We start from the raw sequence: 12,756 nt of genomic DNA, 5'->3' as shown, positions 1-12,756 counted from the left end.
GTCGGTTCCGGGACCTGTCAGGGCTTCACGAACCGATAGGCGAAGCGATCGGTCTCGCCTTTGATCGAGGGATCGAACACCTTGGTCGAGTGCGCGTCATCCTTGTTCGCGAGCACGGTGCTTTCCGCGTCCAGTACGAAGCCGGCCGCCTCCACCTCCTCGCGAACGGATGCAGGCTCAATACGATGCAGCGACTGGGCGTCGCCCATGCCCGCTCCTGCGGCTGCGGCGTGATCGACGATGACATAGGACCCACCCGGCTTCAGCCGCTCGTACACAACTCGATTGAAATCGGCCGCCGTCGCGCCTTTGGCCTGGATCAGTGCGGTGTGGAGGTCGTGATAGAACAGGTGCAGCCACAGGACATCCGCTGGCTGCGTGACCTCCGGCATCGCGACGAGGTCCGCCGAGACGGCTTCGACATTCTCTCGGCCGGGCTCCTTCGCAAGTGTCCGCATGCGGCCGACCGGATCGTTCTTGAAGTGGGCGACTTCGGCCGGCACGAAGCTGTAGACCCGACCTTCGGGGCCCACGACGTCGGAGAAGAGGCGCGTCCAGTCGCCGTCGCCGGGGTACACGTCGATCACGGTGGAGCCCGCATCTACACGTGCGAACCGGATCAAATCGGATAGCTTGGATTGGTCGTACATCGGAATCTCCTTTACGGTTGGGCATTAGACGAGTGCGCGGCGTACAATGGGGCGATTTTCGGCTGATCTACCGTCTACCCCGAACCGATGGCCGAATATGGCCAGCGCTATGCAGGCCCGGCCGCGCCCATCTGCGCGGCGCGCGCCAGTGCTTGTGTGTCGACGTATTCCCGGATGTTGGTCAGTCTGCCGTCCCGGACGGTGATGGCGAAGACCCAGTCGTCGTCGAACGTCTTGTTCGTGGCTTTGATCCTCCCCGTAGCGACGCCGACAACCAGCACCCGGTCTCCTTGCGCCACGAACTCCCGGGGTTCCGTGGACGTCTCTATTGACCTGGATGCCGTCTCAAGCAAATCCGCCAGCCCGGCGTGTCCGTGGCGTGTTCCGGCCAGCGGCCAGTCCTCGCCCGGAATGATCCACTCGATGTCTTCGGCGACCAGCGCCAGCAGAGCCTCCTTGTCGTCGCGGCCGATCGCGGCGAAGAAGTCCTTCACGGTCTGGATGTTCTTCTCAATGCTCATGGGAATTTCTCCATTTCGCACGGATCGGGTCGCGCTCGATCCGATCCGTGCACCGTGGCCCTGCCGGTGGCACGTCGTGTTCATCCGTCGAGCTTGACCAGATCCTTGAAGATCAGATGACCCCAGCTATTTCCGCGCGCCTGGACGAGCAACCCACCTTCCGACAGCCCGCCAAGTTTGATCGGCGCGAAACCGAGATTTTCCGCGAGCGTACCGATCTCCGCCGCGGCAGCGTCATCGTCGCTCGCCAGGAACACGACTCTCCTGCCACCATGTACGGCCGGATCGTGGTCAAGAACGGCAGCGACCAAATGGTTGAAGCCCTTGACCAGTCTACCCCCAGTGAAGGCCTGCGCAACGAACCTGGAAGAAGGTTGTCCGCCCAGTTTTTCAGGAGGCACGCCGTAGGCGTTTGTCACATCGACGATGGTCTTCCCCTGCCAGGTGGCGAGCGCCTCCGCGACCTCCGGGTGCGATTCGAAACGGACAGCCAAAAAGATGATGTCCGCCTTGACCGCGTCCGCCAGCTTTTTGGGAATGACCGTGGGGCCGATCACCGCCGCATCGGCTGCAAAGCTTTCCGGGTGGCGCGTGGTTGCAACGGATACTTCGATGCCCTTGCGGGCAAACGCCTTGGCCAAAGCCTGGCCGATATTGCCGAAGCCGATAATTGCGTAACTCACAATGTTTCTCCTATCTTGTGTTGGAACCAAAGTTTGAGAAGCGGGGTCACTCCTGGCGGGACTGAAGGGCCAACCACGGGACCGCGCCGGGCTCAGACCTGCGCCCAACCACCATCGACCGCGAGATCTATACCGGTGATGTAGGAGCTTTCATCCGAGGCGAGGAACACGAGGGCAGCCGCGATTTCCTCTGGTTTACCCCTACGACCCATTGGGATCTGTGCAGCAAACTGGGCGACCGCCTGCTCGGCTTGCTCAGCGTTAAGGCCGGTCGTTGTCGCCAAGGCGGGAGTCTCGATCGCGCCAGGGCTCATCGTATTGACGCGGATATTGCGGTCCTTCAGTTCCAGTGTCCAAGACCGCGAGAAGCTGCGAACAGCTGCCTTACTTGCTGCGTAGGTGCTGAACGCTGGCAGCCCCATCACATTCGAGACCGAAGAGTTCAGAATGATCGATCCACCGTCTTTGAAGAGGGGAAGGGCCTTCTGCACCGTAAAGAACAACCCCTTCACGTTCACATCGAAGGTCTGGTCAAAATGGGCCTCAGTAGCTGCCGCGAGCGGCGCGACTGTCCCTGCGCCCGCGTTCGCGAACAGAATGTCGATGTGACCATGTTTCTCTTTCACGGTGGCGTAGAGCCGGTCCAGATCTTCCAAGCGTGACACGTCGCCCACGACTGTTGTCACGTTTCTCCCGATAAGGGCCGCGGCCTCCTGCAAGACTTTCTCGCGTCGCCCAACGATCACGACCTGCGCACCTTCTTCCACGAAACGCTTGGCTGTGGCCAAGCCAATCCCGCTGCTTCCGCCCGTGATGACTGCGACTTTGCCTTCAAGTTTTTTCATGATGTTCTATCCTTCGTTGTGTTGCCCAGACGCGGGATCGCGCGGGGTCAGAGTTGCGCCAGGCCGCCGTCGACGGCGACTTCGCTGGCGGTCATGAAGCTGCTGTCCGACGATGCGAGAAAGGCTGCCACTGCCCCGATCTCCGCCGGATCGGCCATGCGCTGGAGCGGAGTCATCGCGCCGTAGGCTTTCTGGCCCTCCTCGCCCAGCGCTTCCTTCGCGAGTTCGGTCGCCGTCGCCCCGGGCGACAGCACGTTTACCCGGATGCCGGTGCCCTTCAGGTCCTCCGCCCAGGTCCGCGCGAGGTTGCGCACCGCCGCCTTGCTCGCGCTATAGGCAGTGAATCCCGGAGCGCCGGTGGTGCCGGCGCTCGATCCGGTCAGGACGATCGAACCGCCCGCGCCCATCAGCGGCAGCGCCTTCTGGACGGTGAAGATCGTACCCTTCACATTGGTGTCGAAGGTTTCGTCGATGTGCTCGGCGGTGATCTTGCCGAGCGGAAGCGGGCTTCCCGCCCCGGCATTGGCGAACACGACGTCGAGGCTTCCGCGCTCGGCCTTCACAGCCGCATAGAGCCGGTCGAGATCTGCCTCATCCGAGACCGAGCCCTTCACCGCGCGGGCATTGGGCCCGAGGTCCGCCACAGCGGCGTCGAGCGCTTCCTGCCGGCGACCGAAGATGAAGACGAAGGCGCCCTCCTCGATGAAGCGCTTTGCTGCGGCGCGGCCGATGCCGGTGGCGCCGCCGGTGATGACGGCGGTCTTTCCATTCAGTCTGGTCATGTCGTGCATCCTTCCAGGCTTCCGCCTTGGTCATTCGGGAACGCCCCGAGAACCTCCAAATGGGTCCGCCGGCGTCAGGTGTTGAGTGCGGAAGCGCGCACATCGGTGGTGCGAAATCGATCCGGCTGGGGGGCTGACGCCAGCTGCGACGATCGGTGTCCGCCGTTCAAAATTCGGCCGCGCTTGTCGACATTGGCTGCAATGACCACCCATACTGCTGTCCGATGTGTTAGATATGGGCTTTGGAAGGCGCACCGCACGGTGCGAGATTGCACCATGATCGACTGGGATGATGTCCGCTACTTTCTTGCCATCGCACGCGGAGGCTCGGTGCGGGCCGCCGCCAAGCGCCTCGGTGTGAACCACGCGACCGTGCTGCGACGCATCGCCCAGCTCGAGGAACGCCTGGGCGTGCACATGTTCGAAAAGCTGCCTGCGGGCTACCGCCTGACGGCTGCTGGCGAGGAGGTCCTCGAGTTCGCGGACCAGATGGAAGCGTCGTCGCACCTGCTGGAGACGCGCGTCTTCGGGCGCGACCAGAGCGCGCGCGGCCTTTTGCGGGTGACGCTTCCGCCGTTCCTCGCCATACATCTGCTCATGCCGGATCTCGCCGACTTCGCACGTCTGCATCCGGACATCGAGATGGAAATCCTGTCGTCCGGCGAGGTGGCGAATCTGACCAACCGAGAGGCCGACGTCGCGATCCGCATTGTCGCCGACCGCAAGACCCTGCCGCTCAATCTTCACGGACTGAAGGGACCGGAGCTGTTCAGCGGCGTCTATATGTCTCGCAATCGACTAGCCGCGTGGCGTGCGGGCGCGCCTGATCCTATCCGATGGATCGTCATAGACGATCATGGACTCCCGAACTGGGCGCGCGAGGGAGAGGTTCACACCACGGGAGTTCCGTTCAGGACCCCGGACGCCGAGACGCAGATCGTCGCGGCGCAGCAAGGGATCGGGATGACGAAGCTGCCGTGCTTCGTCGGAGATGCCGACCCTCTATTGGTGAGGGTGCCAGGCACCGACCTGCCCATGCATGGGACGCTCTGGCTTCTCACACAGGGAGAGACACGCAAGACGAAGCGTGTGCGGCTCTTCATTGAGTTCATATCTCGCAGGCTCACCGCGTACGCTCCACTTCTTGGCGGGCTGTCCCTATCGCACGACTGACACGCGGCAGGACGCCGGCAACGCCTGCCGTAAACCGGTCGGAAGCCGAGTTGCGATCGCTTGAAGCGGCGTCGTTCAATCCGCGAATGTCGCGCCGTATCGCAACCGGCTCTAGGCTGCGCGGCCGAAGCGATCGATCCTGAAATCGTCGAGCGGCGTTTCGCACCGGTCGGTCGCGATGAGCTCGGCCATGGCGTCGCCCACGCCCGGACCAAGCTGGAAGCCGTGTCCGCTGAAGCCGAAGGCATGGAACAGGCCCGGCGTCGTTGCCGAGCGCCCCATGACCGGCAACATGTCCCTGATATAGCCCTCGCAGCCGGACCAGGTGCGGATGACCGCAACCCGCGCGATTGCCGGCAGCAGCCGCGCGACGGCGCGCAATTGCAGGGGAAGTCGCATGGGATCGGCGACCGCATGGCCTGGATTGAGGTTCACCGACACCCTTTCGGCCGCGCCGCCGAAGACGATGTTGCCGCGCTCGACCTGACGCAGATAGGCGCCATGGTCCTTGTCGCGCGTCCAGATGCCGACCACCGGCAGGATCCGATGCGGCAGCGGCTCGGTCACCCCCATCTGCGGACCGCGGGCGTCGAGCGGTACCTTTTCGCCGAACTGTGCGGCAATGCGCGCGCCCCAGGCTCCGGCGGTGTTGAGCAAGCAGTCGCCGGCGAATGCACCTATCGAACTGCCGACAAGGAAACTGGAGCCCGTATGGGTGATCTTCTCGACCTCGGCTCCCTCGATGATTTGCGCGCCCAGTTTGCGGGCCGCCTCGGCAAAGGCAGGCGCGATCAGCCGTGGATTGCCGCTACCATCTTGCGGAGAGAACGACGCTCCGATCGCGTCAGGGCCGAGGCCGGGAAACCGGGAACGGATCTCACGCGGGCCGAGTTCTTCCAGCTCGAGCCCCCACGGCCGCGCTGCCTCGGCATAGGCCCGCATGTCGGCAAGGCTTCCTTCATCGAAGATCAGCCGGATATGGCCGGTGGCGCGGAACTCGACGTCGCGGCCAAGCATCTTTTCAGCTTCGCCCCATAGCCGGAGCGAGCGGTGGGCCAGTGGAAGCTGCGACAGATGGCGCCCCGTGCGCCGGATGTTGCCGAAGGAGGCGACGGTTGCCCCGGTGCCGACCCGGTTGCGCTCGATCAGCGTCACGCGCGCGCCGCGCCTGGCGAGGAAATAGGCCGATGCCGTCCCCATCAGTCCGCCGCCCAGCACGATCACATCCATAGTCGGTCCCTAGCGCAGAGCGGCTGATCCTTGGATGCGCCCATCTTGTCGGCGCCACGGCATTGCGTCAAAGATGGGTTTAGACAACAGCCATAAGCTTGACCTATGGAGTGGCAATGCGGGCCCGTCAGCTCGAAGTGTTCATCGCCGTCATGCGCGCGGGCACCGTGACGGCCGCGGCGCGCATGCTGAACATCTCCCAGCCTGCGCTCAGCCAGATTCTGCTCCACACCGAGGACGAACTCGGCTTCACGCTGTTCGAGCGCGTTAAGGGCCGGCTGCGGCCGACCCCTGAGGCGCTGGAGATATTCGCCGATGCCGAACGTCTGTCGGCGGGGCTGGAGGGCCTACGCCGCAAGACCACAGACCTGCGTTTGGGCCGGACGGGGCTGGTGCGGGTCGCGGCCTCGCCGCCGCCGGCTATGGCCATCTTGCCGCGCGCCTTCACGAGCTTCCGGGCGCGGCATCCCGACATTTTGCTGCGGTCCCACATGGCGCCGATCGCCGCGATCGTCGACATGCTGCGCGCCGGCGATGCCAGCCTCGGCGTGGCCATGGACGACCGCCTGCCACCAGATATCGAGGCGGAGGTGATCGGCAGCGTCGGCTTCGCCTGCCTGCTGCCCGCCGGGCATGCATTGGCCGGCAAAACCGAGCTGACGCTCGCCGATCTCCCCGGCGAAGAGTTGATATCCTATCGCGCAAACACCCGTCCCGCCGACGAACTGGCCCACGCTGCCCGCGCGCAGCGTGTGGTGCTTTCGCCGTCGCTCGAGATCGACGTCTCCATCTCGGCAGTCGGCTTCGTCCAGGCCGGTCTGGGTATCGCGCTCGTCGATGCGCTGCTGCCATGGCACCAGTTTGCCGGGCTTGCCGTCAGACCGCTCGCGGCGGGGCCGGAATTTCCGATCGCGCTGCTGACCTCGCGCACACGGGCGCTTTCGCTGGCCGATGAGATGATGCGCGAGCAAATCCGCGCGGCCTGTTCCGCTGTGCTGGGCGGTGACAAAGCAAGGGCATAAGCAAGACTTATATCCTCCACCATCATACGTCTTGGACCCTGGCCATCCTGTCGTGTCAGCTTCGGTTGGCAGACAGGAAGGGACGCATCATGGATGGTGCCATCGCGGCGAACGAGGCGCGCAACGAAGCCGACTGGAAGGTCGGCGTCGATATCGGCGGGACCTTCATCGATTTCTGCGCGCTCGAAGCAAATTCGGGGCGCGTCGCCTCGCTGAAAGTGCTGACGACGCCGGAGGATCCGGGCGCCGAGCTGATGACGGGCCTCACGCTTCTGGCCGAACGCGAGGGCTTTGATCCTGCCCGTATGACGCGCTTTGTGCACGGTACGACCGTCGGCATCAACACCATCATCCAGCGCAAGGGCGCGCCGCTGGCGCTGCTCACCAATGCCGGCTTCGAGGACGTCATCGAACTGGCGCGGCTTCGCATGCCGGACATGTATTCGCTGTTCTGCTCGCGGCCGGACCCGCTGATCTCGCGCGACATGGTTTTCGGCATTCCGGCCCGCATGCGTGCCGATGGCAGCGAATCCCGGGCGCCGGACATGGCGGCGGTGGAAAGGGCGGTGGCAGCGGCGAAAGCGAACGGGGCGCAAGGCATCATCGTGTCCTTCCTGCATGCCTGGCGCAATGCCGCTCAGGAGGCCTCGGTGAAGGCGACGATCACGCGTCTTGCGCCCGACCTGTTCGTCTTCTCCTCGGCCGAGGTCTGGCCGGTCATTCGCGAATACGAGCGCAGCTCGACCGCCATCCTCAACGGCTATGTCCATCCGCGCGTCTCCTCCTATCTGACGGCGCTGGAACAGCGGCTGAAGGAGCACGGCGTGCCGGCCCGCCCGATGCTGACGAAGTCGAACGGTGGGCTGATGAACGCCGCCGAAGGCAAGCGCGCCTGCGTCAACATGCTTTTGTCGGGAACGGCCTCCGGCGTCATCGGCGCCTCGTGGCTGGCGCGCCAGGCCGGCGAAGACAAGGTTCTTACCCTCGACATCGGCGGCACCTCGGCCGACTTCGCACTCATCATCGACGGCGAGGCGCAGTTCGGCACCGGCGAACTGATCGGCGAATTCCCGCTCCATATCCCTTCCGTGTCGGTGAGCTCGATCGGCGTCGGCGGCGGCTCGATCGCCAGTGTCGATGCGCAAGGGGTGCTGCGGGTCGGACCGGAATCGGCCGGTTCGACGCCAGGACCGGCATGCTACGGCCGTGGCGGCGAACGTGCGACGGTGACGGACGCCATGGTGGTGTGCGGATGGCTCGGTCACAGCGAGATGGCCTATGGCCAGCTCAGAATCGACACCCGCCTGGCGCATCGCGCCGTCGGCCAGCTTGCCACCCGGCTCGGCCGCCCCATCGAGCAGACCGCGCAGGCGATCCTCGACATCGCGGTGTCGGAGATGTTCGTCGAGGTCGAGAAGCTTGCCTCGCGCGCCGGCGTCGACTTGCGCGATTTCACGCTGATGCCTTTCGGCGGCGGCGGCCCGATGCTTGGTGCCTTCCTTGCCCGCGAACTCGGGATGAAACGTGTCATGGCGCCGCGCCGGCCCGGCGTGGTGTCGGCGCTGGGCGGGCTGGTGGCGGATTTGCGCGGGGACTTCATTCGCACCATCTTCAGCCCGCTGTCGGGCGTGTCGCTTGCCGGAATTCGCGAGGCCTTCGAGGCGCTGGCGCGTGAGGGCCGCGACTGGCTTGCGGCGCAGGGGCACGATGCGGCGGCGGAGCTCAGTCTCACCTGCGACATGCGCTATGTCGGGCAGAGTTATGAGATCGAGGTCGTCCTTCTGCCGGAATGGCTGGCGGACGGCAATGTGGCCGCCATCGAGCAGGCCTTCCATCTCACCCATGAGCGGCTCTACGATTTCCACGACCCGGAGGGCGAGATCGAACTTGTGAATGTCCGGCTATCGGCCATAGGCGCGGGGCCGAAACTCTCCTTCCCGGAGATCGACGAGATCGATGCCCCGGCCATTCCGGCGCGCCGGCTCCCGGTCTACACGGGCGCGCGCGTCGAGACCGTCGACCTCCACGACCGGCAAGCTCTGGTGCCGGGCAGCACGTTCCACGGCCCTGCCGTGGTCGTTCAGGAAGACACTACCTTTGCCATTCCCGCCGGAGCGCGGGCACGGGTCGACCGCCATCTCAACCTTCTGCTGACCTTCGCGGAGTAACGCCATGTTTGACCGGACAAACCTCCAGGTTCTGGCGAACCATGCCCGCGCGGCGGCCGAGAACATGGCCCACACGCTGCACCGCACCGCGCATTCCGCCTTCGTCAAGGAGACGCAGGACTTTACCGTGATGCTGATGGACCGTTCAGGTGCGACCTTCGCCGTGCCGATGGAACTCGGCGCCACCTGGTATCCGGGGCTTTCGTATCACCGCGCGATCGCCATGGTCGACGACTACCGGCCGGGAGATGTTGCCTTCACCAACGATCCTTATTCCGGCCACGTAGCCACGCACGCACCCGACACCCATTTGTGGAAGCCGGTCTTCGTCGACGGCGAGATCGTCGCCTGGACCGGCGGGCATATCCACAACACCGACATGGGCGGGGCAGTGCCGGCTTCGCTCAGCCGGGCGCTGACCGAAATCCACCAGGAAGGCATCCGCTTTCCGCCGATGAAGCTGGTGAGGGAGGGCGTCTTCGACGAGATGATCCTGCGGATCATGAGCACGAATGTGCGCAAGCCCGACCTCAACATCGGTGACATCAAGGCGCTGGTCGGCGCGCTCAACACCGGCGAGCGCAAGATCCAGGCAATGGTGAGGAAGTTCGGCAAGGCCGGCTTCATCGAAGGCGTTTCCGCTCTGCTCGACCAGGCGGAAGCGCAGGCGCGCGACGTGCTGCGCTCCATGCCCGACGGCACATGGGAATTCTGCGACTATGCCGACGAGGATTCGGTCGAGGCCAATCCGTGCCGGCTGAAGCTGACGCTGACGATCAAGGGTGAGGAGGCGGTGCTCGACTTCACCGGCTCCGATCCGCAGCTCGGCTCCTCGCTCAATGTGCCTTCGGGCGGCGACCCGCGACACACCATGCTGCTGGTTGGCGTCTACTACGTGCTCTACACGCTCAACCCGAAGATCCTGCTCAACACCGGCCTGACCCGGCCGTTTACCTGCATCACGCCCCGGGGTTCCGTGTTGAACCCGGTGCACCCCGCTGCCGTGGGTATGCGCTCGCTCACCTGCGCCCGGTTGCGGTCGGTCATCTTCGGCGCCTTCTCGCGAGCGGTGCCGGAGCGCCTGCCAGCAGCTCCGGCCGGCAACAACTGCATCGTCAATGTCATGACCACGGACGAGCGCACCTACCGGACCGTCATCACGGCGGTGAACCCCGTGGTCGGCGGCGGCGGGGCGATGCCACATCGCGACGGGACCAACGGATCGGGTGCGGATGCCGCCTATCTCAAGAACACTCCGATCGAGATCACCGAGACCGAGACCCCGGTCGAATTCATAAAATACGGGCTCGCCAGGGACAGCGGGGGCGCGGGCCGTTGGCGCGGCGGTTTGGCGACCGAAATGGCCTTCCGTGTCTTCGCCCCCGATTCCAGGATCACGGCGCGCAACCGCGACCGCAGCTTCTTTCGTCCCTGGGGCGTGCTGGGCGGCAAGGCGGCCGGCCTGTCGGACATGGTCGTCAATCCGGCGACCGAGCACGAGCGGCGGCTGGGCAACATCGACACCACTGTGCTGCTGCCCGGCGACGTGCTCGAGATCCGCTCCGCCGGAGGCGGCGGGCGCGGCGATCCGCATCAACGCGAACCCTGGCGGGTCGCGCAGGATGTGCGCCGGGGCTATGTCACGACGGCTGCGGCCGAACGCGACTATGGCGTCGTCATCCGCGGCGGCGAGATCGACGAGCAGACAACGGGGCAATTGCGCGCGCGGCAGGAGCCGGCCGCCGGCCATTTCCATTTCGGTCCAGAGCGCGACGGCTACGAAGCGCAGTGGACGCCGGCCGCCTATGACCGGCTCACTGCCATACTGGGGGATTTGCCGATCCACTGGCGGTTCTTCACCAAGACGGAGATCTTCCGCCGCATGCAGGGGCGCTCGGGACCGGAGGGCGTCCAGGCGGCGTTCGATGCGGTTTGCGAACGGTTCCCCGAATTGCCTCGTCCTGGCCCGCTGCGGGAGGCGGCGGAATGATCACCGCCGGCCGCATCGTCCGGCTGGCCGAGTTCGACCGGGCGCGGCTGCATTTCTTTCTCGACGGGCAGATGTGCAGTGCCTTGGCGGGCGATACCGTGCTGACCGCCATGCTGGCGTCAGGACACGCCTTGCGAATGTCCGAGTTCGGACCCGAGCCGCGCGCCGGCTTCTGCCTGATGGGAGCCTGCCAGGATTGCTTGATATGGCAGGATGAAGGATCGCGCATCCGCGCGTGCTCAACCCCGATCACCGAAGGCATGCGGTTGCGCACGACGGTGCCGGAGAGCTGGCCGTGAGCGAGACCTTGCCGCGGATCGTGATCGTTGGCGCTGGCCCAGCCGGCATAAGGGCGGCGACCATGCTGGTCGAGGCCGGGCTCCACCCGGTGGTGATCGATGAAGGGCAGCGCGCGGGCGGGCAGATCTACCGCCGTCCGCCCGACGGGTTCGTCCGCACGCCAGAGCAGCTCTACGGATCGGAGGCGGGGAAGGCACGCGCGTTGCACACGCTCTTCGATCGGCTGTCCGCAGACGGACGGCTCACCCATTGCGCCGGCAGCTCGGTTATCGCCGTGCAGGAGGGGCGGCTGCACGTGTTGGGTGAGGGCGGCGTGCAGCTAGTCAGCTATGACCGCCTGATCCTTGCGACCGGCGCATCCGACCGTGTCGCTCCGGTCCCCGGCTGGCAGAGCGCCGGCGTCTACAGCCTTGGCGCGGCGCAGATCGCGCTCAAGGCGCAGGGCGTGGCGCTGGGGCAGCGGATCGTGCTGATCGGATCGGGGCCTTTGCTGACGCTGGTCGGCGCCCAACTCGTCAAGGCTGGAGCGGATGTGGCGTCGGTGTTGGATACTTCTTCCCAGCGTCAGCAGATGCGGGGGCTGCGGGACCTTGCCGCCCGGCCGTTGGTCTTGCTGCGCGGTCTGGCCCTGCGGGCGAGGCTCGGCGGCCGCTACCATGCGGGCGTGATGCTGGAAGCGATCGAGAGCGACGGCAAGGGTGTCACAGCGATGCGCTGGCGCGACGCCGGCGGAACGCTGCACCTCACCCCATGCGACACGATTGGCATGGGCTGGCACTTGCGGGCGGAGACGCATCTGGCAGACCTGGCGGGATGCGTCTTCGCCTATGACGACCAGTGGCGGCAATGGCTGCCAAAGACCGACGGGATGGGCCGCGCCGGCAACGGAGTCTATCTTGCGGGCGATGGAGTTCGTCTTCTGGGAGCAGACGGCGCGGAGATCGCTGGGCGCCTCGCAGCGGCGGCGTGCCTTGCCGATCTCGGATTGCCGACGCCTTCCCTCGGTGCCGATCTGCGCAAGCTCGCGCGGCTCGAACGCTTTGCCGGCGGTCTGGCTCGCGGCTTTCCCTGGCCGGTGGCGATGGTGCGGGCGCTCCCCGACGACGCGGTCGTCTGCCGCTGTGAGAACGTGACCGCCGCGGCCCTGCGTGAGAGCACTGATTTCGGCGGCGGTGAAGCCAACAGGGTGAAATCGTTGTCGCGCGTTGGCATGGGGCGATGCCAGGGGCGCTATTGTCAGTTGGCCGCCGTCGAACTTATCGCGGCGCAGACCGGCTGCACGCCTGGCGCTGCCGGCCGGTTTCGCGGTCAAGCGCCTGTACGCCCGGCGCCTGTCAGTGCGTTTCTCCGGCAAGATTGAAGGCGTTCCGGAGACCATGTCTAGATGTTGGA

At 65.5% G+C, this 12,756-nt stretch carries 12 protein-coding genes; 6 read left to right on the top strand and 6 right to left on the bottom strand.

Features of this window, described 5'->3' with window-relative positions; genetic code table 11:
• Nucleotides 1-17: 17 nt before the first annotated feature.
• From AC1D05_RS05695 to AC1D05_RS05675, 5 genes are all read right to left on the bottom strand, one after another.
• Nucleotides 18-650 (bottom strand): class I SAM-dependent methyltransferase, encoded by a 633-nt coding sequence (locus AC1D05_RS05695; RefSeq protein ID WP_477438986.1) that lies wholly within the window; start codon nucleotides 648-650, stop codon nucleotides 18-20.
• Between the two features lie 107 nt (nucleotides 651-757).
• Nucleotides 758-1,171 (bottom strand): nuclear transport factor 2 family protein, encoded by a 414-nt coding sequence (locus tag AC1D05_RS05690; RefSeq protein ID WP_477438984.1) that lies wholly within the window; start codon nucleotides 1,169-1,171, stop codon nucleotides 758-760.
• An 80-nt stretch (nucleotides 1,172-1,251) separates the two neighbouring features.
• The gene (locus AC1D05_RS05685) at nucleotides 1,252-1,854 is read right to left on the bottom strand and encodes an NADPH-dependent F420 reductase (RefSeq protein ID WP_477438982.1); all 603 of its coding nucleotides are present in this window, start codon (nucleotides 1,852-1,854) and stop codon (nucleotides 1,252-1,254) included.
• Between the two features lie 92 nt (nucleotides 1,855-1,946).
• Entirely contained in the window at nucleotides 1,947-2,699 is a 753-nt protein-coding gene (locus tag AC1D05_RS05680; RefSeq protein WP_477438980.1) for an SDR family NAD(P)-dependent oxidoreductase, read from the bottom strand.
• A 47-nt stretch (nucleotides 2,700-2,746) separates the two neighbouring features.
• On the bottom strand, nucleotides 2,747-3,481 hold the full coding sequence (locus tag AC1D05_RS05675) for an SDR family NAD(P)-dependent oxidoreductase (protein ID WP_477439136.1): 735 nt from the start codon (nucleotides 3,479-3,481) through the stop codon (nucleotides 2,747-2,749).
• 276 nt (nucleotides 3,482-3,757) lie between these two features.
• Here AC1D05_RS05675 and AC1D05_RS05670 point away from each other — a divergent pair, with 276 nt between their 5' ends.
• On the top strand, nucleotides 3,758-4,654 hold the full coding sequence (locus tag AC1D05_RS05670) for a LysR family transcriptional regulator (RefSeq protein WP_477438978.1): 897 nt from the start codon (nucleotides 3,758-3,760) through the stop codon (nucleotides 4,652-4,654).
• A gap of 111 nt (nucleotides 4,655-4,765) precedes the next feature.
• On the opposite strand, the gene AC1D05_RS05665 is transcribed toward AC1D05_RS05670, so the two are convergent.
• A complete protein-coding gene (locus AC1D05_RS05665) occupies nucleotides 4,766-5,884 on the bottom strand; it encodes an NAD(P)/FAD-dependent oxidoreductase (RefSeq protein WP_477438976.1) in 1,119 nt (372 codons plus the stop codon).
• A gap of 116 nt (nucleotides 5,885-6,000) precedes the next feature.
• Between AC1D05_RS05665 and AC1D05_RS05660 the strand changes: the two genes are divergently transcribed.
• The 5 genes from AC1D05_RS05660 to AC1D05_RS05640 all read left to right on the top strand — a co-directional run bounded on the left by AC1D05_RS05660 (nucleotide 6,001) and on the right by AC1D05_RS05640 (nucleotide 12,724).
• On the top strand, nucleotides 6,001-6,906 hold the full coding sequence (locus AC1D05_RS05660) for a LysR family transcriptional regulator (protein ID WP_477438974.1): 906 nt from the start codon (nucleotides 6,001-6,003) through the stop codon (nucleotides 6,904-6,906).
• An 89-nt stretch (nucleotides 6,907-6,995) separates the two neighbouring features.
• A complete protein-coding gene (locus tag AC1D05_RS05655) occupies nucleotides 6,996-9,074 on the top strand; it encodes a hydantoinase/oxoprolinase family protein (RefSeq protein WP_477438972.1) in 2,079 nt (692 codons plus the stop codon).
• Nucleotides 9,075-9,078: 4 nt separating this feature from the next.
• The gene (locus tag AC1D05_RS05650; RefSeq protein WP_477438971.1) at nucleotides 9,079-11,064 is read left to right on the top strand and encodes a hydantoinase B/oxoprolinase family protein; all 1,986 of its coding nucleotides are present in this window, start codon (nucleotides 9,079-9,081) and stop codon (nucleotides 11,062-11,064) included.
• A complete protein-coding gene (locus AC1D05_RS05645; protein ID WP_477438969.1) occupies nucleotides 11,061-11,363 on the top strand; it encodes a (2Fe-2S)-binding protein in 303 nt (100 codons plus the stop codon). The genes AC1D05_RS05650 and AC1D05_RS05645 overlap by 4 nt, the downstream gene beginning before the upstream one ends.
• The gene (locus AC1D05_RS05640) at nucleotides 11,360-12,724 is read left to right on the top strand and encodes an FAD/NAD(P)-dependent oxidoreductase (RefSeq protein ID WP_477438967.1); all 1,365 of its coding nucleotides are present in this window, start codon (nucleotides 11,360-11,362) and stop codon (nucleotides 12,722-12,724) included. Before AC1D05_RS05645 ends, AC1D05_RS05640 begins: the two co-directional genes overlap by 4 nt.
• Nucleotides 12,725-12,756 lie beyond the last annotated feature (32 nt).

The sequence above is a fragment of the Mesorhizobium sp. P2_E9 genome (assembly GCF_056403815.1).
The sequence above is the reverse complement of the archived record's forward strand: the minus strand, read 5'-3'. Positions and strand labels throughout refer to the sequence as shown.

Bases quoted from the DNA above. Each gene is read 5' to 3' on its own strand.
- AC1D05_RS05680 (WP_477438980.1), bottom strand. From the start codon at position 2,699: ATGAAAAAACTTGAAGGCAAAGTCGCAGTCATCACGGGCGGAAGCAGC.
- AC1D05_RS05660 (WP_477438974.1), top strand. From the start codon at position 6,001: ATGCGGGCCCGTCAGCTCGAAGTGTTCATCGCCGTCATGCGCGCGGGC.
- AC1D05_RS05675 (WP_477439136.1), bottom strand. From the start codon at position 3,481: ATGACCAGACTGAATGGAAAGACCGCCGTCATCACCGGCGGCGCCACC.
- AC1D05_RS05695 (WP_477438986.1), bottom strand. From the start codon at position 650: ATGTACGACCAATCCAAGCTATCCGATTTGATCCGGTTCGCACGTGTA.
- AC1D05_RS05655 (WP_477438972.1), top strand. From the start codon at position 6,996: ATGGATGGTGCCATCGCGGCGAACGAGGCGCGCAACGAAGCCGACTGG.
- AC1D05_RS05670 (WP_477438978.1), top strand. From the start codon at position 3,758: ATGATCGACTGGGATGATGTCCGCTACTTTCTTGCCATCGCACGCGGA.
- AC1D05_RS05645 (WP_477438969.1), top strand. From the start codon at position 11,061: ATGATCACCGCCGGCCGCATCGTCCGGCTGGCCGAGTTCGACCGGGCG.
- AC1D05_RS05690 (WP_477438984.1), bottom strand. From the start codon at position 1,171: ATGAGCATTGAGAAGAACATCCAGACCGTGAAGGACTTCTTCGCCGCG.
- AC1D05_RS05650 (WP_477438971.1), top strand. From the start codon at position 9,079: ATGTTTGACCGGACAAACCTCCAGGTTCTGGCGAACCATGCCCGCGCG.
- AC1D05_RS05665 (WP_477438976.1), bottom strand. From the start codon at position 5,884: ATGGATGTGATCGTGCTGGGCGGCGGACTGATGGGGACGGCATCGGCC.